This window comes from Blautia sp. AF32-4BH, assembly GCF_003460565.1.
Lineage (GTDB): Bacteria > Bacillota > Clostridia > Lachnospirales > Lachnospiraceae > Fusicatenibacter > Fusicatenibacter saccharivorans.
The window spans coordinates 150,283-174,148 of the sequence record NZ_QTVL01000007.1 but is presented as its reverse complement, the minus strand read 5'-3'; the positions used below and the strand labels follow the sequence as shown (position 1 = coordinate 174,148).

Here is a 23,866-nt window from a genome sequence, read left to right as displayed (position 1 = left end):
CGTCCGCAAAAAAGGGGAGGAATCAAATGTTGTGGATTTGTCTGACCGCATGGGCGGGGCTGTTCATCTGGTATTTCCGGATGAGAAAAAAGGCGGAAGATCACAAATTGGTGAGACGGATTTTCTGCCTTGCAGCGACAGGGTTTATAGCGGGCACTGCACTCTGCCTTCCGATCGGAGTGCGAAAAGTTTCAGGAGATGAAAAAGCGGAACTTCAACTGGAACGGGGTGCCTTAGGCAGCCAACCGACAGAGGAAAAACTTGAGGTTTCTGTTGGAAATCAGAAACCGGAAAGAATTACACTGTCTGTACCTGCAAGAGCTTACAGCGCAGAAGAGATAGAAGAGGCGTTCAGTGCGGCGATAGAGGCGCTGGATGAAATCATCTTAGGTGAGAATCTGTCTTTTCATACGGTAAACAGAAACATGGATCTGGTTACGGAAATACCGGGAAGCCCGGTGGCGCTTAGCTGGGAAACAGACAGGCCGTTGTTGATTGACAGCCGGGGTTTGCTGTCAGACGAGATTCCCGAAGAAGGAGTGGAGGTTACGCTGAAAGCGGAACTGGAACTTCAGGGGGAAACAACAGAATATATACGGAAGGTTCAGGTCTATCCACCGGAGATAAAAGGGCGGGATGCGGTTCTTAGGGCACTGAAAAAAGCAGTGGAAAAAGAAAACGAAGCGCATCCCGAAGAAACAGCCTATTATCTGCCGGAGACACTGAACGGAGAAACTGTAACATGGTCAAAAGTGCCGGATCTGACAGGTCTGGAACTTATGGCACTTGCCGCGGCGGCAGGAGCAGTCTGCTGGGCGGCAAAAGGAAGGGAACAAGAAAAAGAAAGGCAGAAAAGAGAAGAACAGATGCTGCGGGATTATCCCGAAATTGTCAGCAAAATGGTTCTTCTTCTGGGTGCCGGGCTTGGGATGCGGAAAGTACTCGAGCGGATTGCAGTGGATTACCGGAAAAATCTGGCGCTTGGCGGGCAGAAACGTTTTGCCTATGAAGAGATTGTATTTACCTGCCAGGAGATGGAAAACGGTGTTTCCGAGCAGGAAGCGTACCAGCGCATGGGAATGCGTATGGGAACCGGAGCGTATCGTTCCCTTGCTGTTCTGCTGACGCAGAATCTGAAAAAAGGCAGTAAAGGACTGCTGGAATTATTGAAACAGGAATCGCAGGAGGCCTTTGAGGAGAGAAGAAGGCAGGCGAAAACAACAGGAGAAAAGGCATCGACAAAGCTTCTTCTTCCGATGGGCATGATGCTTGCGGTTGTATTGGTCATACTCACGGTTCCGGCATTTTTGTCCTTTTATGCATAGGGGATGTTTTTATCCCCACAACAGCTGGTAAAGAGAGGGAGGTGGGAATTATGAAGCTGATATCGGAGTTCTGGAAAGAGGAAGATGCGGTGGGTGTTGTGGAAGTGATTCTGATTCTCGTTGTGCTGATCGGACTCGTACTAATCTTTAAAAAGCAGCTTGTGAGTCTGGTCAACAGTCTGATGGAGAAGGTCACAAACCAGAGCAACACCGTATAAACGGGAAAATGTCCAATACGGAACTCCAAAGAAAAATTTAGAAGCCGGTACGGACCTATATGTCATTTGCATATCTGTGTCTCGGTATATCCTTTATCCGATCCACGGCATCTAAAGTTCGAAAAAGTAAAAGTAAAGTGGAAGGAGCTGTATCCCATGAGGGAAAGAGAAAGACAGAAAAGATGGGCAGCCGGAAGCATAACAGCATATTTGTGTCTCGTTCTGATACTGATGCTTTCCCTGATTTCCGGGACAATTGCGTCGGTGCGAAATGCCCATGCACGGGTGATGACGGCCTGCGCAATGGAACAGGGACTGTATTCTCTGTTTGCCGGGTATGACAGAACACTGCTGGGACAGTACGAGCTGTTTTTTTATAACGGCGGGGATAAGAGCGGTGTCTGGAAACCTGAAACCATGAGCAGAAAAGTCGCAGAAACTGCGGGAGAAGTTCTGTCCCCCACTGCATCGGGGATGGGAATTCTATCAGGCAGTTTATCTGGCGGACAGGTTACAGAAGTTTATCTCGGCGGCTATCGTCTTGCGACAGACGAGGAGGGAAGTGCTTTCTCCCGTCAGATCTGTGAGGCAATGAAAGCCAGCCTTGGAACTTATGGAATACAGCAGCTTTCCCAGAAATTAAGAGGAGAACAGGAAACCGTGAAACGTCAGGAGGACGGACAGAGCGGTTACGAGGAAGAGGAGGTTTTAAAACAGTATGAAGAATCCAAACAGTCAGAAGAGGGAACAGAAAAAACAAAAGGTGAAGGAGAATCTGGAAACGGCACGCCTTCGGAACCGGATCAGAAGCAGCCGGTACCGGAAGATTTTGTGAATCCGATTGAGGTCATTCAAAAAGTAATGAAAATGGGAATTTTAGGACTGGTCCTCCCGGAAGGGCAGGCACTGTCGCAGGGGGAAACGGATGTATCGTTTCTTGCATCAAAACGGGAGCTGCAGAGCGGGTTTGGCATGGCAGAGTGTGGAAAAGAACTGAGCTTTGTGGATAAGATACTTTCGTCCGAATATATTCTGTGGAAATTTCCGTGCTATACCAGCAAGGAGAAGAAGGAAGGGCTGCAGTGCCAGGTGGAATATGTGCTCTGCGGAAAAAACAGTGATCAGGATAATCTGGCGGGAACCGTGAACCGTCTGCTGGCGCTGCGGGAGGCGGCAAATCTGGTGTATCTGGCGAAAGATGCGCAGAAGCAGGGCGAGATGGAAGCAATGGCGGGGGTAATTGCCGCGTCGTTTGGAGTTCCGGCGGCGATGCCGGTTGTGAAAATGGCACTTGCCGTGTGCTGGGCATTTGCAGAAAGCATTCTGGATCTGCGGGAACTGCTGGATGGTGGAAAAGTAGCACTGTTCAAAACGGCAGAATCGTGGCAGCTTTCTCTGGAACAGCTTCCGAAACTGCTGGAAACAGGGGATCAGAGCAGAAAAAATGCACCGGGCGGCATGGAGTATTCCGATTATCTGCGGCTGCTTTTGATGCAGAAATCGGGAAAAGCGGTAACGTTTGGAGCGATGGATCTGGTGGAATACAATATGCGGACAGAACAGCAGCAGCCGGGTTTCCGACTGGATTGCTGTGTCGATGAACTGGAAGCCGGTTTTACGGCGGTAATTGGGAAACGAGAGTATGAGATTACGAGAAATTATGGATATGAGATGCAGGGAGCAGCCTGAAAAATGGGATGACTCCGGCAGGGATACAAAAGGGTGTTCTTCTGAACGGCACATTTATTTCTGGAACCTTATCAAAAAACTTATCCACTCTTCCGGGAATTTTTATAAATCCGGATCAGGAGAGCAGCCTTTTGTAAAACGAAAATGGAACAGGGCAAGCCTGACGGTGGAAGCTTCACTGGCACTTCCTGTTTTTCTGATCGCGGTTCTTGTGTTATTAAAAATCGTGGATCTTTACCGGCTGCATGGAATGCTGACGGTATCTCTGCAGGAGTCCGCGCGGTATCTTTCCGTCTGTGCCTACGCGGTGGATGAGACGGGAAAAGAAACGTATGAAATACCAGAAACGGCTGCGTGCATTGCTTATGCAGAAGCAAAGATTCCAAAAGAAATCCGCGAAAATGGAATGGTGACACTGGCAGGAAGCCGTGTGAAAAATGGATGGCTGGAACTGAAAGCGATTTACTGGCCGAAAATGGGAAACCGCCTCGTTCCGGTGCGGAACCGGGGAATTGCAGCGTGTGCGAAAGTGCATCTGTTCTGCGGAAAGACAGAAGAGGAGGCGGATGAAGAAGAGGGCGAAGCAAAACAGATGGTGTGGGTGACTGAGAACGGCAGTGTGTATCATACCGATTCGTCGTGCAGTCATATCAATCTTTCGATCCAGGTTTCCTCACCGGGTGCGCTTGCGTGGAAACGGAATCAGGATGGAGAAAAATATAAGGAATGCGAACAGTGCGTGGGAAATGGCGCTGCGGGTGCGGAAGTTTACTATACGAAATACGGAAACCGGTATCATAACAGTCTTTCCTGCAAAGGGCTGAAACGTAAAGTAAAACTTGTAGCACTGGAACAGACGGATGGACTGCCGCAGTGCTCGAAATGCGCGAAAAAGGCGGCGTAAGAAAGCCGGATATGAGCAGAGCAGGTGTCTTCTTTCCGGGTGAGACTGGAAAGAAGGACGGTAAACAGAAACTCGGGTTTGCGGAAAGGAGGCCGCGGCTGTGTATCAGGAAGAAGTAAAGAGTGCAATTATATTGCTGTATCTGGGGATTCTTGCCGGAATGGATGTGAGGAAACGGCAGATCAGCCTTGTCCTGACCGGTGTTTTATTCCTTGCAGGCATTGGATGGCAGATTCTGGTGGAACAGACATCGTGGCTGGAATGGCTGCTGTCCCTGCTGCCGGGAGCAGGATTTCTGACGCTCAGTTATATATCACGGGAACAGGTGGGATACGGGGACGGCCTTCTGCTTCTGACGGTTGGAATCTGGCTGGGATTTGGGCAGACATTCGGCGTTCTGACGCTGGGACTCATTCTCTGTTCGGTACTCTGCGGAGTCCTTCTGATGCGGAAGAAAATACGGAAACAGGATTCCATACCGCTGGTGCCGTTTCTGCTGCTTGGATTTGTGGGGAGGTGCGGAATGCTTTGAAAGTGAAAATGAGAAAAGCAAGTATTACGGTAGAGGCAGTTCTGGTCGTGCCGCTTGTTCTGATGGTGATTTTTCTTCTGCTGTCGCTGACCTTTTTTGTACACGCACGGAGCTGGTATACATTTGCGGCATATGAAAGCACAATGCTTGCCGCCAGTGAAGGCCGTCTGTCTGTGGAAAAAGGAGAGGCAGCCGCCCAAAGCCGGATGGAATGGTGGATTTCCCAGATACCGCTTCCGGCTGAACCGGTGACCGTACAGACGGAATGCAGAGAAAAAGAGATTCAGATAAAAGCAGAAGGAAACATTCTGCCAATCTGGAGCCGGAACGCGTGGGAATATTCGGTTTTGAGTGAAAGCAGGAGAAACAATCCGGTGAAAACGATCCGGAAGATACGGGCAGTAAAACAGATCTGGAACCAGAAGTAAGGACGGAAGCGGAGAAATGCAGATTGATTATAAAAGAGATTTGAATCATACATATGTTATTTTACAGGAGGAAAAAGAGCCGGACACGGCGTCGTATCAGATCCGTATGCTGCTGACAAACACAATCCCAGGGCTTTTGGACTGCAAAATCGGGAAAATGGATGATAAAACATTGTTTTACTATGAGGTGACATCAAGGCAGTCGCTTCAGAGTGTGTTTGAACAGCGCTCGATTGGGGCGGAGGCGCTGCGGAAACTATTTGAACAGCTGCTGGATCTTCTCGAAGAACTGGGGCAGTACCTGCTTGCACCGGACGGCCTCGTTCTGCAGCCGGAGCTGGTTTTTGCAGATGCAAATCTGGAGAACTTTTCCTTCTGTTATCTGCCGGGAAAGCAGGGACACACAGGCTGTTTTCAGAAGCAGATCCGGGAGCTGATGGAATATCTGCTGCCGAAGCTGGATCACCAGGAGCAGGATGCGGTAGTACTCGGGTATGGACTGTATCGGGAGATTTCGGCGGAGATCTTTTCGGTTGAGATGATTCAGGCACTCTTATATCAGACAGGGAAAGAGAAGAAAGAAACGACGGAGCAGGAGGGAAAAGAGCGTCCTAGGGAAGAAAATCCGCCTGTACAGATGGAGGAAACACTTTGGGGAGAACAAGAAGCGGAAGCGGCGGAAAATTTTTTTGTGGAAGCGGAGGAAGAAAAGGATGAAGGACGCTGGAAAAATATTGTGGAAGCAGTGATCTGCATCGGATTTCTGGGAGGTGTGCTGGCACTGCGGTGGACACAGGCCGAAACTGTTTGGTATCTGGTGCTGGGAGGAGCGGCGGCTGTTGTGGGAATTGTAAGTCTGGCATTGGAACTTGCCAGCCGATGGAAAAAGCGGCAGTCGGGAACAGAAACAGGAAGCTATGGGAAGGCCGCAGGAATCCGGAAACAAGGAGAAACAGGAGATGTATTTTCGGAATATCAGAATCGGAAGGGCTTAAAACAGAAAGATGGAACATGGAATCCGAAAAGCGATACAGAACAGCAGGGATGGAAAAGGGATTCCTCAGTCGAAAAAGAGAAAACATGGGAAAAGAATGAAGAACAGGAAAACAGAAAGATGCACAGCCTGATGGAATTGGAGGGGCATGAAGAGGATCTGTTTGGAAAAACGGAACTGCTGACCAGCCCGGAGGATGAGGGAAGGGCATATCTGATTCCGATAGATCCGATTGATCTTCCGCTGATTCCGATTGAACGCGGAAGCACATTGATTGGAAAACTGTCAGCGGCGGCAGATGTAATTCTGCCATACCGTACGGTAAGCCGCCTTCACGCAAAGCTGGTCAGTACAGAAGAGGGAGATTATCTGCTGGATCTGAATTCGCGGAACGGAACAACGGTGAATGGCGTTCCATTGATGGGCGAGACAAAAAAGAAGCTGGAGGATGGAGACGATATCTCATTTGCCGGGAAGAAATACCGGTATAAGGCGGGAGAGAAAAACAGAAATTAGAGAAAAATGACGCATTACACTTTTTCGATTTGGAGAAAGCGCTGGATGCGTTATTTTTAATATGGCAGAATGATCAAAGAAAAAAGTTATGCGAATGAAACAAAAATATTATAGAAAAGAAAATTATGCATAAAATTAAAAAAAGAAATAATGTAAAAAATAATGTCATAAAACGTCGAAAGCCGTCGTGAAGCGTCAATAATTGTCGAAAAACGTTTATCAAAAAAGAAAAAAATTTGACGATTTCTTGCATTTACAAGTGAATTAAATTATAATAAAAAAATAGCACAGATAAGGAAATGATGTAATGGAAGAACAAAGGAAAAACAGTTACGATCCGAACGAAGATATCGTGGACCGTATGTGGAAGAGGTCAAAAAACAGCATCAATCTGGTCATCGTTGTATGCAATATTCTGGTATTCCTTGCAGTCACACTGACCGGAGGGACAGAGAGCTCCAGACATATGATGGACTGCGGTGCGGCGTATGCGCCGCTGATTGAGAGCGGAGAATACTATCGCCTGTTTACGAGTATGTTTCTTCACTTTGGCATCCAGCATCTGATCAACAACATGCTGCTTCTTTTGTTCCTTGGGGATTACCTGGAACGCGCAGCTGGAAAGATCCGTTATCTGGTCATCTATATGGGCGGCGGACTCGTCGGAAATCTGTGCTCGTATCTGCATGAACTGTTCCTGATGAAAACAGGGGAAGCACCGGCAGTTTCCGCCGGCGCTTCGGGAGCGATTTTTTCTGCAGTCGGAGCGATGCTTGTTCTTCTGGCATTTCGGAAAGGAAGGCTGGAGGATCTCACCTTCCGGCGGATGGCCGTCATGGCTGTCCTTTCGCTGCTGGTCGGATTCCAGTCTTCAAATGTGGACAACTTCGCACACATCGGCGGTTTTTTGGCAGGTGCAGTCCTGATGGCGGTTCTCTATCCGGGAATGGCAAGGATCAGGAAAAGGGGAAAACGACCGTAAAGGTGCTTCCTTCCCCGGGCACGGAAGAAACGGAAATCGTGCCGTCGTGTGCAGTTACAATTTCCTTGCAGATGGCAAGTCCAAGGCCGGTTCCGTTTTTCTTATGTGTGACAAAAAGGTCAAAGAGAGTCGGCAGATCCTCGGCGGGGATTCCGCAGCCAGTGTCCTGCACACGGATGGTCAGAAAGTCACCGTCGAAACAGAGAGAGATTTTGATCGTTCCGCCGGAAGGCATTGCTTCCGCCGCATTTCGGATCAGGTTCAGAAAAAGCTGACGAAATTGCGTGGTATCAAGGGCAAAGCGCGGAATGGCAGATTCCTTGACAAGTTCAATGGAAACCTGTTGTTTTTCGAGGAGAACGCCGGTATCGGCACAGAGATTCTGGAGCAGAAGATAAGGATTCACGTAAGCGCGTACCGCCCGATATGAATGATTATAGCAGGAGAGCTCATTGAGCAGGGAGTTCAGAAAAGCCATATTTTCCTGGATTTTCTGAAAATAGAGATCGTTGGAAAGCTCCGGATGCGCTAAAAGAAGAAGCTGATGAAAGCTGTGGATAACCGCAACAGGATTTCGAACCTCATGTGAAATCCGGGAAATCATAGCGTGACATTCTTCCGATAAGCCCTGTGAATTGGTTGTTGGTTCTTTTGACATAGCCGTATCCTCCTTATGATGCGTAGGTAATGATTTTTGATTAGGCAAAAGTTTAGCATTGAAAAGGGGGAGCGCGCAACAAAAAGCGTTCTGCATTATTTGACATTTTTCGACAAATAGTGAGAAAATAGAGTTGTTCGGAACCGTGCAGAACGGGATTCTGAACAACAGAAAAATTAAAAAAAGTAAAGGAGAAAAAGATCATGGATTGTATTTTTTGTAAATTAGCAAACGGAGAAATTCCAACCGCGACACTGTATGAGGACGATGAGTTCCGTGTCATTCTGGATCAGGGACCGGCAACGAAAGGACATGCGCTGATTCTTCCAAAACAGCATTTTGCAAACATTTATGAAATTCCGGATGAAACCGCAGCGAAAGCAATGATTCTCGGCAAAAAAATGGCGACGGCCATGACGAAAGCGCTTCATTCCGATGGCTTCAATCTGGTACAGAACAATGGTGAGGCAGCAGGACAGACGGTATTCCACTTCCATATGCATCTGATTCCAAGATATGAAGGTGACAATGCCGGTATTGCTGCATGGAAGCAGGGAACTCTCGAGGATGCGGTAAAAGAGCAGATCATTGAGAGCGTGACGGCAGAGCTGAAAGCCTGAGAAAAGGCTGGCAGCAGCCAGAAAAAGAATCAATGACAGACGAACAGGGGCGGAGAACAATGGACAAAAATAACTTTTCAGAAATATATAAAAAGTATGTAATGACAGCCTATTCAGCCGCAATGCAGGTGGTACACAATGAAGCCGATGCGGATGATATCGCACAGGAAACGATGGTGAAACTGTACCTGAATATTGATGCGCTGGATGAAGACAGAGTAGAAGGCTGGGTCCGTGTCGCTGCAAAGAATCTGGGAATTGATTATCAAAGAAAAGCACAACGTTTTGACTGGAACGAACTGGATGAGGATCTTCGGGCGGAAGAGATGGAACTTCCGACGCTTGCAGAGGAAGAAAAGCAGGAGAGAAATCATTTTTTTCAGGAAGTGATGGATGCACTGAAAGATCATGATGAATCGGGTTATTATATTACGCGTGAAATCAAGGTGCATGAGCGTTCGGAAAAGGAAGTAGCATCCGAAATGGGTATCACCATAGGAAATCTGCGGGTGAAAATGACCCGGACGAAAAAATGGCTTTGCCAGCACTTTGCTGACAAAGCCAGAGAAAGGGGATTTCTGTAGTTACTATTTGCGTTCGCATTCCTGGATCAGGGAAAGGATGCGGCCGATGGAATCGGTGTGGCTGCTCTTCTTCATCGCATTGATGTAGGTCTGACGGTTTTCGTAAACCTCACGGATTGCGGACTGAAGAGTCTGCGCATTCACGGATTCTTCTTCCAGAACTTTACTGTAACCCTGACGCTCAAAGGAACGCGCATTTAAAATCTGGTCTCCGCGGCTGGCATTGGCAGAAAGCGGAATCAGAATGTTTGGTTTTGCCAGAGCACTGATTTCGCAGATCGCATTTGCGCCGGCGCGGGAGATGATCAGATCTGCTGCGGCGAAGAGATCCGGGAGCTCATCTTTGATGTACTCGAACTGAACGTAACCTTCGGTACCATTTAAGGATGCATCCAGTTTATCTTTACCGCAGAGATGAATCACCTGGAAATCTTTCAGAAGTTCTGGTAAAATAGAACGGACCGCATGATTGACAGCGACGGAACCGAGGCTTCCTCCGATGACGAGAATAACCGGTTTTGCGGCATTGAATCCGCAGAACTTCAGGCCTTCCCGTGCATCGCCGGACAGCAGTTCCTGGCGGATTGGCGTTCCGGTCAGAACGGCTTTGTTTTCCGGGAGACATTTGACGGTTTCCGGGAAATTACAGCAGACCTTTGCAGCGGACGGAATACACAGCTTATTTGCCAGGCCAGGCGTCATATCTGATTCATGGATGAGCGCCGGGACTTTACATGCTTTGGCGGCAAGGACAACCGGTACCGAAACGAAGCCGCCTTTGGAGAAGACAACGTTTGGTTTCAGCTTTTTGAGCAGTTTTTTTGCTTCAAAGTAGCCTTTTACGACGCGGAATGGATCGGAAAAGTTTTTCGGATCGAAGTAGCGGCGCAGCTTTCCGGATGAAATTCCGTAATACGGAATGCCGAGATCTTCGATCAGCTTGCGCTCCATACCGTCGTAGGAACCGATATAAGAGATTTTATAACCTGCTTCCTTTAATTTTGGAATCAGGGCAATATTCGGGGTAACATGGCCGGCGGTACCTCCGCCTGTCAGAACAATATGCTTCATGAGAATTCCTCCCTGGAATTTGATAATATCATTTGGCTTTTATTATCCCCTCAAGAAGAAAAAAAGTCAAGAGCGGTTACAACATGGAAAATGCCGAGGAACGGAAGAAGATGAAAAAGATAGAAAAAGAAGAACAGCTGAAAAAGAAACTGGAGCAGACGACGGAAGAAAAAATGGCTGCGGATTCGAAAACGGTGGAAGGGGAATCGGCAGTTGTAAAGGCAGAGGAAGGAAACACAGCAACAGAACAGGAGGCTGCGCCTGCGCTTTCAGAGGAAGAACTGAACGCAATGTACGAGCGCTTCCAGCAGCGCCTCCAGAAGGAAGGACTCGCGGACGCGGAAGGCAACCCGACAGAAAAAACACTGGAGATCCGCCGCCAGATCGTGGAGAGAAAGGCAGAACGCGAAAAGCAGGCGGAGAGACAGAAGAAGATTGCGAAGAGAGCGAAAACAACAAAACACTGGGTACGGACGGCAAAGGCGGCTGGTGTTGTGTTGGTTGTGGGAGCGTGCGTTTTTGGGGCGAGTATGACGAGCGAGGCGAATCGGATTCGGTTGGTGGAGACGATTGGTGGGGTTCGGAATTCGGGTGATGTGGTAAAAACAAATAATGGTGAGGATCGAGAATATTCATCAGGTGAATTAGATGAAGAAACAAAAAAAATAAGTCAAATATTGCATATTGCAGTGCCAGAATTTTACTATATACCAACAGGAATGAAATATGATAAGGTACAAATATTGGAAGAAGCACAAATGGCTATAATTCGATATCAATATAATGACCATTTTGTGTATTTTCATTTGGCAGCGAATGAAAAAGAATTATCACAAGGTGATTGGAAAGATAAAGAAAAAGTTCAAATAGAAACGCTTGATGATGTAATTGATGTTGAAATGGGAAGCGTGTCCGAAAATAATGAAGAAAATTATTATGCAAAATGGAAATATAAAGATTCGTATTATCAATTAAGTGGTCAAATAGAAAAAGAAGAGTTGATGAAGATTTTAAGTGAAATGCAGTATAACTTGTAATTAGTTGAAGTATTGTACGTATATATAATGTAGATGAAGACGAGGGGAAAGAGGAAGTATGAAAAAGGTTATTAATTTGAAAAACTTACTCTTTTGTGCAATGCTCGCTTTATCAATTGCTTTAAGCACAGTAAGTGCGCAGGCAGCACCGTTAGATAACTTAGGTAATACAGTAGATGGATCTGTCTTGACGAATGAAACAGAAGCATTTGGAAATTACCAGAGTGTGGCAAGAAGTACATATTTACATCAAGGATTTGTGAGAATCACAAATAATGGAAATGGATATGTTGGGATAGCTGGAGGAACAGAATGCAATGTTCTTTGTAATACCATAAAATTAAATGTCTATTTAGAGCGTTCAAGCGGTGACGGAAATTTTTATAGTTACAAAAAATGGGAAAATGTAGATTACAATGAAGCATCGTTGTATATGAGTAAAGAAGTTAAGGTGGAAAAAGGTTATTACTATCGATTAAGAGGATACCATTCTTGTACCAAGAGCGGTGTTACTGAAAATGGTGGTAGTGTAACAGATGGTATTTACATTGGATAATCATTATTTTTAAATTAGTAAAACGAGTAAAAGAAATATCATGTATACAAGCACAAGAGAGTAGCATAAATGAACGGAAATGATTTTTAACCCAGCAATTTGCAACTCCCTCACCCCTTAAAAATCCCGGGGCCAGTCCCCTATAGAAACCTTATAACAATGAATATATTAAGACGAAAACGCAGATCTTTCAGGATTTTCAACGCGTCGAAATTCCTTTTTCCAACCACAACACAGATCTGAGTCATCATGTGTTACTATGTTCAGCGTGTGAGTGATCATACGGAACATCGGCTGGCCCCGATAAGTGAGGCATCGGTATTACTGCAGGAATACCGGTGCCTCTTTTCTATGCACTTCCGGCGGCCGATGCCCATAATTGAACAAAAATATCAAGATTGTTGTGCAATCTGCCTTAAAATTCCGTTGGAATCTGCCAGATATTATGCTATAATAATCAAAAAAGAGAGAATAAGCATAAAATACAAAAGGAATTTCAGATTATTTTCGCGGACAACGCGTCAAAGACCATGCTGGCATGGGAACTTGACGACTGCTGGCCGCGATAACGGGCCAAACGTATAACGCGTGTTTTGACCCGCAGTGACAACATTTTGTCCCCGAACAAACACGGGAGAACAGGAGGCATCTTATGCGTCTTACATTTCTTGGAGCAACACATGAAGTGACGGGCAGTTGTTATTATCTGGAGGCTGCCGGAAAGAAGTTTTTAGTGGACTGCGGTATGGAGCAGGGACCGAATATTTATGAAAACAAGCCGATTCCGGTCCCGGCATCCCAGCTTGATTTTGTATTGATCACGCACGCGCACATCGATCACACCGGAAATCTGCCGCTGCTGTATGCGCACGGCTTCCGCGGTCCAATCTATATGACCCCGGCGACGGTAGCGCTTTCGGACATCATGCTCCGCGATAGCGCACACATTCAGCTCGCCGAGGCCGAGTGGCGGAACCGCAAAAACCGCCGGGCGGGAAAAGAAGATTACGTCACGCCGTACACAATGGAGGACGCCCTCGGCGTGATCCGCTTACTGGAGGGCATTCCGTATCATCAGCGTGTGACACTATCGGACGGCATTCAGATCCGTTTCCTCGATGCCGGTCATCTGCTCGGCTCCGCATCCATTGAGCTGTGGCTGACAGAGGACGGTGTGACGAAAAAACTGCTCTTCTCCGGCGATATCGGAAATATCCATCAGCCGCTGATCAACGACCCGGAGTACCCAGAGAGCGCTGATTACGTGATTATGGAATCCACCTACGGTGACCGGAGCCACGGTCCGAAACCGGATTATGTACCGGAGCTGGCAAAAATCATTCAGGAAACGCTCGACCGCGGCGGCAACCTCGTGATCCCGTCGTTTGCTGTTGGAAGAACGCAGGAGATGCTGTACTTTATTCGTGAAATTAAGGCAGAACATCTGGTTCACGGCCACGGCGAATTCCCGGTTTACGTGGACAGTCCGCTTGCCGTTGAGGCAACCAATATTTTCCGCGATCATCAGAAAGAGTGCTACGATTCCGATGCAGCTGCGCTCCTTGCGCAGGGCATTAATCCGATTCTGTTTCCGGGCTTAAAGCTCTCGATTACATCCGATGAGTCGAAAGCCATCAACTTCAACGAAACCCCGAAGGTCATCATATCCGCGAGCGGCATGTGCGATGCAGGACGAATCAAGCATCATCTGAAGCACAACCTCTGGCGGCAGGAGAGCACGGTTCTCTTCGTCGGCTATCAGGCCGTCGGTACACTGGGACGGGCGCTGATCGGAGGCGCGAAGAAGGTGAAACTGTTCCAGGAAGAGGTTCATGTGAACGCGCACATCATCCAGTTTCCGGGCATGAGCGGCCACGCAGATCAGGAAGGACTGCTCAAATGGGCGGGCAGTCTGCAGGCAAAACCGGACCGCGTTTTCGTAACGCACGGCGAAGATAAAGTGACGGAAATTTTTGCAGAAAAACTGTGGGACGAATTCCGCTACCCGGCGATGGCTCCGTTCTCCGGCACGGTATTTGACCTGAAAGAAAATGAATTCATCGAAAAAACCGTTGGCATTCCGATCCAGAAGGAAACAACGGCAAACGCAGGAACACTGCGCACGAGAAGCAGCGGAAATGCCGTCTTCGATCGTCTCGTTGCGGCTGGTCAGCGGCTGCTCACCGTCATTACAAGAAACAAAGGCGGTGCTAACAAAGACCTTTCGAAATTTGCCGATCAGATCAACAGTCTCTGCGACAAATGGGACAGATAAAGCAGTCCGGTGGCTGGAAGAAAGACTGTGCTATTAATATAGAAGAAAAACCGGAAGAAAGCAGGCGGCAGGGAAGCTGTGCTGCATCAGAAAAGAAAAAACAGAAGTGGATAAATTACAAACTCCCCGGGGTGAGCATTCCCCGGGGAGTTATTATAATAAAAAAGAGCAAGCGTAAAAAAAGTTATTTCTGGATAGCCTGTTCCAGTGCTTTTGCAAGCTGGTCTGGACATGATGTTCCGCGTCCGTTGCAGTCGATGCCTTTCATGCGGGAGATGGCTTCGTTTACGTCCATGCCCTCAACGAGTCTTGCAACACCCTGTGTGTTTCCGTTGCATCCGCCTACGAACTGTACGTTGTGTACTTTACCGTCTTCTACCTCAAACAGAATTTTTCTGGAACAGGTACCTTTTGTTGTATATTCCATCGATAAGATCCTCCTTTGTGAATAAAAAATTAGAACATTATCGTGAACTTCAGCCACGATAATTCTTCGGTTCCTGCTATTATACCATAGATTACGAAAACAGCAAAGAAAAAAGATACCACAGATCCAAAATTTATTGTATACTGTAACAGGAATTACAAAGAAACCAGAAGGAAAAGAAAATGGACTCCCGGAGTTTTCCGTTCTTACTTTAGCAGCTGACCGCTGACAAAAATGATTTCATAAAAGCAAGAACAGAAAGAATCGGGGAGTACATGTAAAGTTATTGGAGGATATCATAAACATGAAGTTAATCGGAATTATCGGTGCAATGGAAGTTGAAGTTGCAAGCTTAAAGGAAATGATGACGGATGTTACAATCCGCACGAAAGCATCCATGGAGTTCAACCACGGTTACCTGAACGGAAAAGAAGTGGTTGTTGTGCGTAGCGGAATCGGCAAAGTAAATGCCGGTATCTGCACCCAGATTCTTGTAGATGATTACGGCGTGGACTGTGTCATCAACACCGGAATTGCAGGCTCCCTGCGGAATGAAATCAACATCGGCGATATCGTCATCTCGACCGATGCTGTTCAGCATGACATGGATGTGCGCATCTTCGGATACCCGCTCGGCGAGATTCCGCAGATGGGTGTTTTAAGCTTCCAGGCAGACGAGCACCTCGCAGAGGTGGCAGAGGAAGTCTGCAAGGAAGTCAATCCGGAAATCCAGGTATTCCGCGGACGCGTGGTCAGCGGTGACCAGTTTATTTCCAGCAAAGAAGTGAAAAACCGTCTGATCGAAGAATTCAACGGTTCCTGCGCCGAGATGGAGGGCGCTGCGATTGCGCAGGGCGCTTATCTGAACAAGATTCCATACGTCGTACTCCGCGCCATCTCCGACAAAGCAGACGACAGCGCAACGATGGACTATCCGACCTTTGAGAGTGAGGCAGCCCGCCACTGTGTCAACCTGCTGCAGGAAATGGTAAAACGCCTGTAATCTAAAAAAAGCAAGAAGAAAAAATCGACAAACGGGCAGGCGAAAACCAGCGAAACCACGCGAACCGGCACGAAAGCAGTCCCCTGAAGGAACGAAAAATAAAAATTCACGTGAAAAAGCACAGAATCACAAAGAATTTGACGAACGTTTTTTGTTTCCAAATTTTTCCGGCGGTGCTATACTGTGGCACATCGGAGGAGGAGACGTCCTTCTGTCCGATATGCCAGCGGAAGAATCCTGTGCGCGCAAATTCTGCCGCGGCATCCGCCGATGCACCGCAACGGAAGCACCGGCATATGATCATGACAGGCAAATTCAAAAATCATCAGGGGGAATAAGAATGCTGGAGTTTTGTGTGAAACAAAATGTGTTCTTATACGCAATGATAGCAGCAGGAATCGCCGGTGTGTGGTGCCTGTTCTGGAATAACCGTTTCTACACCCGGGCCATCCGCGATCTCGGAAGGCTGAAGGAACCAAAGTCGAAATGGACCAGGTCGGTGCTGGAAACGTGTCAGAGAAAAGCGCATCCCTTTTCGAATGCCGGGGCGTTTATGCGCAGCCAGATTGCACAGGGCAGGTCAGCGGGAATGGCAGTCCCGACGCTTCTGCGCGGAAGCCAGAATATGATCCTCACGGTTCTGGCGCTGTCGATTCTTTCGCTGTGGGCGATCTACCGATACCGTTATGGAGAGGCGGAGCTGATGCGCTACCTCGGAACGGGCACCGCGCTCGCCGGATGCCTTGTCTTTTTCCGGCTCTGTCTGGATTTCGGCGGAAAAGAGGAAATTCTGCTGAACGGCTGGACAGACTATCTGGAAAATGAGTTTGCAGCGACGAAACAGAGTGCGGTGCTGGAAACCGTACAGCAGACCGAACGGCAGCCGGTGCAGGCGGAAACCATGGCACAGGCAGGAACCGGAGCGGCGAAAGCAAAAGCGCAGACTGCGGGAAGCGAGTCCGCCAAAGAGAGGAATGAACTGTTCGCAGATCCGGAAAAAGAAGCGAGGATTTCGAAAGTCAGGGAGGGCATCCGCCAGACCGCCGCGGCCGAGAGCAGGTTTGCCGGAATGCTGACGCCCGAGGAAGAGAAGCTGATGAGGGAGATTATCAGCGAATACGTGTAAATACCAGGGGATCAGGCCGGGGAGCATGGCATATCGACATGACCATATTTCCGAATCGGCAGTCCGCAGGTATCTAAGATAAAAATATTTCAGGCAGTGCCGTCTTTCAAAACAGACAGGCGGCACTGCTTTCCCGGATAAAGCAGAATCATCATCTGCAAAAGGAGGAACCAACATGAGACTTGTAATTCTTGAGGCAGAGTCACTGGGAAAGGACATGGATCTGTCCGGCTTTTCCCGTTTTGGAGAAGTGACAGTATATGAAAAAACAACGGAGGAGGAATGCCCGGAGCGTGTGTGGGAGGCGGATATTGTCATCTGCAACAAGGTGCGCATGTGCAGCCGCACCCTGTCCGGTGCGGAGAACCTGAAACTGATCTGCGTCACCGCGACCGGCATCAACAACATCGATCTCGATTATGTGAAGCGCCACAACATCGCCGTGACGAACGTCGCCGGCTATTCCACCGTCAGCGTGGCCCAGCACACCTTTGCGATGTACTTCTATCTGGCAGAAAAACTCCGTTATTACGATGATTACGTAAAAAACGGCAGCTACGCCGCCAGCAGCCTTTTCACCTGCATGGACAGACCGTTCACCGAGCTGGAGGGCAAGACGTGGGGCATCATCGGCCTTGGCGCGATCGGCAGAAAAGTGGCTTCGATTGCACAGGCATTCGGCTGCCGTGTGATCTATTACTCCACCTCTGGTGCACACGACGATCCGGACTACGAGCGGGTCGATCTCTATCGTCTGCTGAAGGATTCTGATGTGGTTTCCATCCACGCCCCGTTAAATGAGGCGACCGAGAACCTGATGAATATCGAAACGTTTGCCAACATGAAGCGGAACGCAATTCTGATCAACGTCGGCCGCGGCTCGATCGTGAATGAGCGTGACCTCTGCTGTGCCCTGCGCGAAGGCCTGATCGCCGGAGCAGCGCTCGATGTACTTTCCAGCGAGCCGATCCGCAGTGACAGTCCGTTGCTGAAAATGGCGGACGACGACCGCCTGTACATCACGCCGCACATCGCCTGGGCATCGAAGGAAGCCCGCACGCGCCTGATCGGACTGGTGCAGAAAAATATTGCTTCGTACCTGGAAGGCGGCATGGAAAACCGCGTGGTATAAAAGGGATACAAAGCCAGGGACAAAATACATAAAAAGAGCCGGACATCCGACGGAACCGCAGAGGGGGCTGTAAGAACAGCCGCTCCCAAGTTCCGCCGGATGCCCGGCTTTTACATTTGCTTTATTCGCTGCAAAAACGAGAGAACATTATTCCTCTGTAATCTGAATTTCCAGATAATCAAACTCCAGCGATTCAATAAAATTATCCTGTGTGAACTGCGTTTTCGATCTCCGTTTAAACTCCGAAATATTCGTATCGAGCCAGATCGGCTTCGCCAGATTCCAGGCATCACAGATTTCATCGAGCGCACGGAAGACCTTGTGCGTTCTGGTATCCTCATCGTCGATGCAGACGGTAAGATCCTGAAGAATATGATTGTTTTCCACTAATTTTCCCCACATCTGAAACATATTAAAAATCCTCCTGAAAAGTACAAAGTGTATGGTCGTAACTAATTAGAACGCTATCATCTAAACCTAAATCACCAAATATTCTAAGGTAAATGTCCACATTCCCCTCTTTATCTACTTCAATCTTCTGTATAATCTGTTTCAACTGCTCATTTGTCATATCTGCAACTGAAGTAATGCCCTCAATGTTTTTGAACGTATGCTGTACGATTTCTTCCAACTGGTCGCCCTTATTCAGATTATACTCTACCAGTTTTAACTCGTTTTCCAGTTTCTCAATCTTTTTCTTCATACCTCCGATTTTTTCATTCAGTTCCTCACGGCTGATTAAATCATCTGTGTACATATCCATATACTTTTCTCTTGTCTTTTTCAACTTTGCAAGTTCTGTCATTAGTTCATTTTCGTATTGTTCATTATCTTCCTTTTTCTTATATATCCGATTAAACTCTTTTACAATACGATTTATGATATTCTTCTTATCCTTTAAAATCTCTTTAAAATATTCATCTAATGCCTGTATGAGTTCCGCTTCATCTATCGTGACTGCATTCGGGCAATTATCTACCCCTTTTCCGTTATGTCCCGAACAAACCCAACGAATATAAGTATTTTTATAGGTTCTGACTGTTCTTCTAAAAGACCAGCCACATTCTTTACACTTAATTAAGGTACTAAAAATATATTTGTTACTCTGTCGTTCTTTATTTAGTTTAAATGCCTTATGCCTGCTTTTTAATACTTCTTGTGCCTTATCAAATATCTCCGGTTCAATGATTCTAAGTTCCGGCTTGTCCGTAATCAGCCACTCGCTTTCTTCTTTTGTGGTTCTTACCCCAGTCAGAAAGTCCTCAACTTCCTCTTTTCCATTGATGATTTTTCCCGTATAGAGTTCATTTGTAAGAATACGGCAAATCGCATTTTGACTCCACGCACAATTACGTTTTGTTTTTATCCCTTGTTCATTCAACATATTTGCGATTTTAGCCGCACCATATCCCTCGTCAATATACCATTTGTAAATCTGCCTTACATTTCTAGCTTCTTCTTTATTTATTTCAAGATTGAAATAATCTCCAATCGTTTTATCATACCCATAAACAATATTAGGAACTCGTCCTTTTTCTGCGTTCATTTTCTTTCCGAATTTCACACGTTTAGAAGTGTTTGCACTTTCTTCCTGTGCCAAAGCTCCGAAAATGGTTAGAACAAATTCCGAGTTCCCCAATACTGTCATATTCGCTGTTAAAAATGTTGTTTCAATTCCTAGTGCTTTCAATGCACGAATACTTTGTAAGAAATCAACGGTATTACGGGCAAATCTTGAAATATCCTTTACAACAACCATATCAAATAACCCCTGCTTTGCGTCACGCATGAGTTTTTGAAATTCTTTTCGATTTTTAATCTTTGTTCCCGAAATACCCTCATCTGCATATAGTCTTACAAGATTATGTCCATTACGCTCTGTAAACTCTGCAAAAAACTTTTTCTGTGCTTCTAAACTATTTAACTGGTCTGATTTATCTGTTGATACTCTACAATAAGCGGCTATATTCATCTCCAACACCTACCTATTTACTAATCATCTTTCTGTTACTTCTTTATCTTATCATAGTCACTTCTGTTTCTCAAGATGAATTTGCAACTTACTATACTATTTTCATTACTTCTTCATACTCTTTCTTCTGTATAGCACTTTCTACTTCTTTTTCTAATCTTTGGACACCTACTGCTACGAAAATCTTTGCTATGTACTGAACGGTTTCTTCCTCCGTATTCGGATTATGAAAACGTATATTCAGTTTCGTCTTTTTCAAATATGTTCACTCCTAAAAGTCCTTTCTGCATTTATATGTCCAGTCTGAACGATTATTCCCTTTTACCTTAACTTCTCTTTTCACTTAACTTTAAGGATTTTAAGTAGTCCTCATACAACTGCTTCTGTGTGATATTCATTTCTCCATTTGCTATGAGATTCCCAATATAATCTCTCTGCTCTATCTTTCCCACCTCTGCAAACAGCTTTAAAGATGGTGCAACATATTTTTCCAGCCATTCCCACACCTTTTGCAGACTTTTCTTCTGTGGTTGCATGGTAAGTTTCACCTTACCTATGTCTTTCATCAGTTCCGCCCACGCGCGATAAGTGGGATAAAGTCTTTTTCGAGTTGTCATGCTGTCTGTCGGCTTTTCTAAAAATCGTATTTTACTGTTCAATACTTCCATTGCCAGTCCTGCCACATCTCTGTATCTCAATAATTCCTGTACGACACTTACTGCCATTTCCTGTCGAAATCTCAATTCATATCGATTCCAATTTTCATCCAGTTCCGTTCCATACTTTTTATTCTGTTCATATCCTTTTTCATAAAATACCAATCTTAAATTACTGGCTGAACTGCCGAGATAAAGACTTCCACCTTTACTCTGAAAGACTTCCTCTTTTAGTTCTCCCGAATCGTGAAAATCTATCTCCCGTAACTTTGTGGAAAGCAATCCCTCTTTTGTCCTTACAATCAAATCGGGAATACTCAAATATGGTTTTCTATCATCTATCGCCAAATCAATCCGAGGAAAGTTGATGTGATACTGGCAAACTCTGTTTAAGAAATCAAACCATGTTTCCTCATTGAGCTGTAAAAAAATCTCATAGTTGCGACAGCCTTTCCCACTCATTAAAATCTGAAAGCCTTGATACTGTGCGTTTCCTGTTGGCTTTAGCACCTTGATATTATCGAAGATTGCTACAACCTCATGTCCTGCAATCCCCTTTTCATAGCCTGTGACCGTCATAAGTTCCAAAGGTATTCTCAGCACATCTTCTATGACTGCTTCTAATGGAACTTCCTTAATGGTTATCTGACACCAGTCTATCAACGCGCTTAATTCTTCTTTCTGCCGTATTACTCCCCTGTTAGTGTAGGGGAGTTCTGAAAGAAGACTTCCGCTTCTTTCTTCCAAATTTATCAAACCTCCTATCTGCAACGGCATTGCCGTTGCCCTGCCCCCAACCTGCCGTTTGGTACGTCAGAACGGGGACAGGAACTTTGACTGCCTATACCTGTTTGCTTGAAATACTGCGGATTCCTTTACAGGTAATCCTCTCCACCAGCACAGGGAAATTCCCTCTCTGTACATAAGGCGAGTATACTGCTTCTTCCAGTTCTACCACCGCATAAGGCTCAATCTTCGGAAGTTCCGTTGCTTCCAGACGAATATCCACGCTGTTTCCTAACTTCATGCTTCCAAGATGAAGTTTTAAGGCTTCCACTTCCTCTGTTTTCTTCTTGTTCTCCCTATCATAATGGTAACAAGCGTCTGCACCCATAAATCGAAGTTCTCCAAAGGCTTCTCTGACCTGTTCTTTTGTCAATGTAATCTGCATACATCTTCCTTTCTCCCCGTCCTGCCGATAGGACAGCTTTCTTTTATTTCCAGTTCCTTTGATATGACGTCATATAGTTCAGTTATTTCTGAACCCATTTGTATCATAGCACACAGATTTTCAGTTCGCAAGAGAAAGTTTAGTTTTTTATGAACTTTTTATTTTCTTTTTTCTGCACCTGTGGTATAGTGGATTTAGATGATAAGATATAACAAGTTATAACGAGATATAGAAAGAGAGGTTTTTTCAGATGAATACCATCGCAGAACGGATTCGATTTGCTATGAAAGCTAAAAATAAGAAACAGATTGATATTGTAAAAGATACAGGTATCAGCAAAGGAGCATTCAGTTCCTATCTTTCAGGACAGTACAATCCCAAAGCAGATAAAATGGAACAGATTGCCGATTCTTTAGATGTGGACTTGCGGTGGCTTTACGGAGAGAACGTACCCATGCAGACTGGCTCACAAGGGCAGGAACAGGCACTTCCTTATGTCTTTTATAATAATGACTGCTCGGAATATCTTCTTGACAAGCTAGATGATATGTATATTGCCATGATGCCCCAGTATGCCGCCATGATTCCCCGTTTCTATGTTCTTGTAGACAGGAGTTCCAATGCAATGCACCTGCTCCCCTTGTTTTTAAAAGAGGACTGCTCCGAGTTTTACGAATGTCCATCAGACCTGTTCCACTCTGACAGGCACGCTATTTTTACAAAAGATTTTGAAAGTATCAACATGGTACTGATAACTGCTACTATATATTATTACGGAATTGACACAAAAACGTTTGAACCGAAAGTTACCATGCTTTCCTATTCACCAACTGATGATTGTTTTCAAATCAATACTAAACCATATGGATTCCATATAAAGGCATTTGAGAAAGAAATTGAAAAAGAAGCACTATACCTAAAATATCACAACCAACAATAAACAAGAGGACTTGCAAGGTTTCTGACCTTACAAGTCCTCTGCTGTATCATGGTGCTGTTGGCTGTGTCCGTTCCGTCAAGGACTGCCCTACGGCGTATCGGCTTCGCCTTGTTCCTTGACCTCACTAGGTATAGGCAAACTGGGATTTATCGCATACAGGCATTGACAAATTTCATAGGTACGTCCATGCGTTCTGATACTTGTTTTGGTGTCATTCCACTATTTAAGAAACGCTTACATACTATTTTCATGTTCTCACCAACTTCAATAATATGTTTATCTGGGTCATAGAAACGAACAACACGCTGTCCCCATGAATGTTCTACAATGGGGTGGACGTATTCAACATTACATTCTTTCAGCTTATCCGCAAATTCATCGAAATTATCTTCTTCAAAATAAATTTCAAAGTTATTGCCACCAAAAGAAATACCACTTTTCCCGATAAAGTCTTTATATGTTTCAACCGTCTGCAAAGCCAAACCGCCTGTTAAAGTTTTATTTGCTCCAAAATCCATAATCACATGAAGCCCGAAAACTTTTTTATAAAACTCAACTGATTTCTCTATATCTGTTACCACTAGCATAGGATTTTTCAATTTCATTTCCATTACCTCCACAAGTCCTAGTTTATATATTCGTCTATTAGTTCTTAGTATTATGGATCATTTCGTAATAATAGGTTTTCCCTCCACATCTAATAATGGAGTTAAACCACCTCCAAATCCATTTGCAATAAAAAGATAATTTACTCCTGTTTCTTTATCAACATATATTGTTTTCTCACTTTTTAAACCCGTTTCTTGATACACTATTTCAAACCTATTATTTTTACTCATTTCAAATCACCTCTGATTTTTAATTTTTTATTTTGATTTATTCTTGAAAAATCCAATCAACATTAAAGCAATACCTAAAATTGCTACTGGAATATAAACAATATTAGGTATGCGATAAACAAATCTATCCACTCCAGCCATAATAATATAAAGAATAATTCCCATACTGATTAAAATACTTTTATCTTTCATAATAATCTCCTCATCAACT

At 45.6% G+C, this 23,866-nt stretch carries 28 protein-coding genes; 17 read left to right on the top strand and 11 right to left on the bottom strand.

The window, feature by feature from the left end:
- The first annotated feature begins 26 nt into the window (after window positions 1-26).
- The 8 genes from DWZ44_RS10785 (at window position 27) to DWZ44_RS10750 (ending at window position 7,588) form a co-directional block, all read left to right on the top strand.
- Window positions 27-1,325 carry a type II secretion system F family protein gene (locus DWZ44_RS10785; protein WP_055219115.1) on the top strand — a complete coding sequence of 433 codons (1,299 nt, stop codon included), beginning with the start codon at window positions 27-29 and terminating at the stop codon, window positions 1,323-1,325.
- Window positions 1,326-1,375: 50 nt separating this feature from the next.
- Entirely contained in the window at window positions 1,376-1,543 is a 168-nt protein-coding gene (locus DWZ44_RS10780) for a Flp1 family type IVb pilin (RefSeq protein ID WP_022461946.1), read from the top strand.
- A 156-nt stretch (window positions 1,544-1,699) separates the two neighbouring features.
- Window positions 1,700-3,232, top strand: coding sequence for a DUF5702 domain-containing protein (locus DWZ44_RS10775; protein WP_117804845.1), 1,533 nt, complete (start codon window positions 1,700-1,702; stop codon window positions 3,230-3,232).
- Complete coding sequence (locus tag DWZ44_RS10770; RefSeq protein WP_147342475.1) at window positions 3,186-4,136, top strand: TadE/TadG family type IV pilus assembly protein; 951 nt, start codon at window positions 3,186-3,188, stop codon at window positions 4,134-4,136. Before DWZ44_RS10775 ends, DWZ44_RS10770 begins: the two co-directional genes overlap by 47 nt.
- 100 nt (window positions 4,137-4,236) lie before the next feature.
- On the top strand, window positions 4,237-4,668 hold the full coding sequence (locus DWZ44_RS10765; RefSeq protein ID WP_022461943.1) for a prepilin peptidase: 432 nt from the start codon (window positions 4,237-4,239) through the stop codon (window positions 4,666-4,668).
- A gap of 2 nt (window positions 4,669-4,670) precedes the next feature.
- Window positions 4,671-5,096, top strand: a complete 426-nt coding sequence (locus tag DWZ44_RS10760; RefSeq protein WP_226906365.1) for a TadE/TadG family type IV pilus assembly protein — start codon at window positions 4,671-4,673, stop codon at window positions 5,094-5,096.
- Window positions 5,097-5,112: 16 nt separating this feature from the next.
- Window positions 5,113-6,606 carry a DUF6382 domain-containing protein gene (locus DWZ44_RS10755; RefSeq protein ID WP_117804843.1) on the top strand — a complete coding sequence of 498 codons (1,494 nt, stop codon included), beginning with the start codon at window positions 5,113-5,115 and terminating at the stop codon, window positions 6,604-6,606.
- Window positions 6,607-6,913: 307 nt separating this feature from the next.
- Window positions 6,914-7,588, top strand: a complete 675-nt coding sequence (locus DWZ44_RS10750) for a rhomboid family intramembrane serine protease (RefSeq protein WP_243002061.1) — start codon at window positions 6,914-6,916, stop codon at window positions 7,586-7,588.
- On the opposite strand, the gene DWZ44_RS10745 is transcribed toward DWZ44_RS10750, so the two are convergent.
- Window positions 7,563-8,246 (bottom strand): two-component system sensor histidine kinase NtrB, encoded by a 684-nt coding sequence (locus tag DWZ44_RS10745; protein WP_158565882.1) that lies wholly within the window; start codon window positions 8,244-8,246, stop codon window positions 7,563-7,565. The genes DWZ44_RS10750 and DWZ44_RS10745 overlap by 26 nt on opposite strands.
- 203 nt (window positions 8,247-8,449) lie before the next feature.
- On the opposite strand from DWZ44_RS10745, the gene DWZ44_RS10740 reads away from it, so the two are divergent.
- Together DWZ44_RS10740 and DWZ44_RS10735 are read left to right on the top strand one after the other, a co-directional pair.
- On the top strand, window positions 8,450-8,866 hold the full coding sequence (locus DWZ44_RS10740; protein ID WP_172680766.1) for an HIT family protein: 417 nt from the start codon (window positions 8,450-8,452) through the stop codon (window positions 8,864-8,866).
- A 59-nt stretch (window positions 8,867-8,925) separates the two neighbouring features.
- A complete protein-coding gene (locus DWZ44_RS10735) occupies window positions 8,926-9,450 on the top strand; it encodes an RNA polymerase sigma factor (protein WP_158565880.1) in 525 nt (174 codons plus the stop codon).
- A 3-nt stretch (window positions 9,451-9,453) separates the two neighbouring features.
- Here DWZ44_RS10735 and DWZ44_RS10730 read toward each other — a convergent pair whose 3' ends face one another.
- Window positions 9,454-10,521 (bottom strand): undecaprenyldiphospho-muramoylpentapeptide beta-N-acetylglucosaminyltransferase, encoded by a 1,068-nt coding sequence (locus DWZ44_RS10730; RefSeq protein ID WP_055219136.1) that lies wholly within the window; start codon window positions 10,519-10,521, stop codon window positions 9,454-9,456.
- Window positions 10,522-10,631: 110 nt separating this feature from the next.
- Here DWZ44_RS10730 and DWZ44_RS10725 point away from each other — a divergent pair, with 110 nt between their 5' ends.
- From DWZ44_RS10725 to DWZ44_RS10715, 3 genes are all read left to right on the top strand, one after another.
- Window positions 10,632-11,558, top strand: coding sequence for a DUF4367 domain-containing protein (locus DWZ44_RS10725; RefSeq protein ID WP_158565878.1), 927 nt, complete (start codon window positions 10,632-10,634; stop codon window positions 11,556-11,558).
- A gap of 58 nt (window positions 11,559-11,616) precedes the next feature.
- Window positions 11,617-12,114, top strand: coding sequence for a DUF6147 family protein (locus DWZ44_RS10720; RefSeq protein ID WP_117509957.1), 498 nt, complete (start codon window positions 11,617-11,619; stop codon window positions 12,112-12,114).
- Between the two features lie 652 nt (window positions 12,115-12,766).
- Window positions 12,767-14,389, top strand: a complete 1,623-nt coding sequence (locus DWZ44_RS10715) for an MBL fold metallo-hydrolase RNA specificity domain-containing protein (RefSeq protein ID WP_117804839.1) — start codon at window positions 12,767-12,769, stop codon at window positions 14,387-14,389.
- A 184-nt stretch (window positions 14,390-14,573) separates the two neighbouring features.
- Here the strand turns inward: DWZ44_RS10715 and DWZ44_RS10710 are convergent, their stop codons facing one another.
- Entirely contained in the window at window positions 14,574-14,816 is a 243-nt protein-coding gene (locus DWZ44_RS10710) for a TIGR03905 family TSCPD domain-containing protein (RefSeq protein WP_022461364.1), read from the bottom strand.
- A gap of 304 nt (window positions 14,817-15,120) precedes the next feature.
- Here DWZ44_RS10710 and DWZ44_RS10705 point away from each other — a divergent pair, with 304 nt between their 5' ends.
- The 3 genes from DWZ44_RS10705 (at window position 15,121) to DWZ44_RS10690 (ending at window position 18,077) form a co-directional block, all read left to right on the top strand.
- Window positions 15,121-15,819, top strand: coding sequence for a 5'-methylthioadenosine/adenosylhomocysteine nucleosidase (locus DWZ44_RS10705; protein ID WP_117804838.1), 699 nt, complete (start codon window positions 15,121-15,123; stop codon window positions 15,817-15,819).
- Between the two features lie 340 nt (window positions 15,820-16,159).
- Window positions 16,160-16,945, top strand: a complete 786-nt coding sequence (locus DWZ44_RS10695; protein ID WP_117804836.1) for a hypothetical protein — start codon at window positions 16,160-16,162, stop codon at window positions 16,943-16,945.
- Window positions 16,946-17,120: 175 nt separating this feature from the next.
- On the top strand, window positions 17,121-18,077 hold the full coding sequence (locus DWZ44_RS10690; RefSeq protein ID WP_117804835.1) for a D-2-hydroxyacid dehydrogenase: 957 nt from the start codon (window positions 17,121-17,123) through the stop codon (window positions 18,075-18,077).
- A gap of 147 nt (window positions 18,078-18,224) precedes the next feature.
- Here DWZ44_RS10690 and DWZ44_RS10685 read toward each other — a convergent pair whose 3' ends face one another.
- From DWZ44_RS10685 to DWZ44_RS10670, 5 genes are all read right to left on the bottom strand, one after another.
- Complete coding sequence (locus DWZ44_RS10685) at window positions 18,225-18,488, bottom strand: hypothetical protein (protein WP_117804834.1); 264 nt, start codon at window positions 18,486-18,488, stop codon at window positions 18,225-18,227.
- Window position 18,489: 1 nt separating this feature from the next.
- The gene (locus DWZ44_RS10680; RefSeq protein WP_117804833.1) at window positions 18,490-20,049 is read right to left on the bottom strand and encodes a recombinase family protein; all 1,560 of its coding nucleotides are present in this window, start codon (window positions 20,047-20,049) and stop codon (window positions 18,490-18,492) included.
- A gap of 91 nt (window positions 20,050-20,140) precedes the next feature.
- Window positions 20,141-20,308, bottom strand: coding sequence for a hypothetical protein (locus tag DWZ44_RS18435; protein ID WP_165853158.1), 168 nt, complete (start codon window positions 20,306-20,308; stop codon window positions 20,141-20,143).
- Window positions 20,309-20,375: 67 nt separating this feature from the next.
- Window positions 20,376-21,482 carry a replication initiation factor domain-containing protein gene (locus tag DWZ44_RS10675; RefSeq protein ID WP_173821263.1) on the bottom strand — a complete coding sequence of 369 codons (1,107 nt, stop codon included), beginning with the start codon at window positions 21,480-21,482 and terminating at the stop codon, window positions 20,376-20,378.
- Between the two features lie 64 nt (window positions 21,483-21,546).
- Window positions 21,547-21,876, bottom strand: a complete 330-nt coding sequence (locus tag DWZ44_RS10670; RefSeq protein WP_117467739.1) for a hypothetical protein — start codon at window positions 21,874-21,876, stop codon at window positions 21,547-21,549.
- A gap of 250 nt (window positions 21,877-22,126) precedes the next feature.
- On the opposite strand from DWZ44_RS10670, the gene DWZ44_RS10665 reads away from it, so the two are divergent.
- Window positions 22,127-22,816, top strand: coding sequence for a helix-turn-helix domain-containing protein (locus DWZ44_RS10665; RefSeq protein WP_117467740.1), 690 nt, complete (start codon window positions 22,127-22,129; stop codon window positions 22,814-22,816).
- A 146-nt stretch (window positions 22,817-22,962) separates the two neighbouring features.
- Here DWZ44_RS10665 and DWZ44_RS10660 read toward each other — a convergent pair whose 3' ends face one another.
- From DWZ44_RS10660 to DWZ44_RS18430, 3 genes are read right to left on the bottom strand one after another with little or no spacing between them, the layout of a single operon-like run.
- On the bottom strand, window positions 22,963-23,421 hold the full coding sequence (locus DWZ44_RS10660) for a VOC family protein (protein ID WP_117467741.1): 459 nt from the start codon (window positions 23,419-23,421) through the stop codon (window positions 22,963-22,965).
- Between the two features lie 60 nt (window positions 23,422-23,481).
- Window positions 23,482-23,655, bottom strand: a complete 174-nt coding sequence (locus DWZ44_RS10655) for a DUF6440 family protein (RefSeq protein ID WP_117467742.1) — start codon at window positions 23,653-23,655, stop codon at window positions 23,482-23,484.
- Between the two features lie 27 nt (window positions 23,656-23,682).
- The gene (locus DWZ44_RS18430) at window positions 23,683-23,847 is read right to left on the bottom strand and encodes a hypothetical protein (RefSeq protein WP_165853157.1); all 165 of its coding nucleotides are present in this window, start codon (window positions 23,845-23,847) and stop codon (window positions 23,683-23,685) included.
- Window positions 23,848-23,866 lie beyond the last annotated feature (19 nt).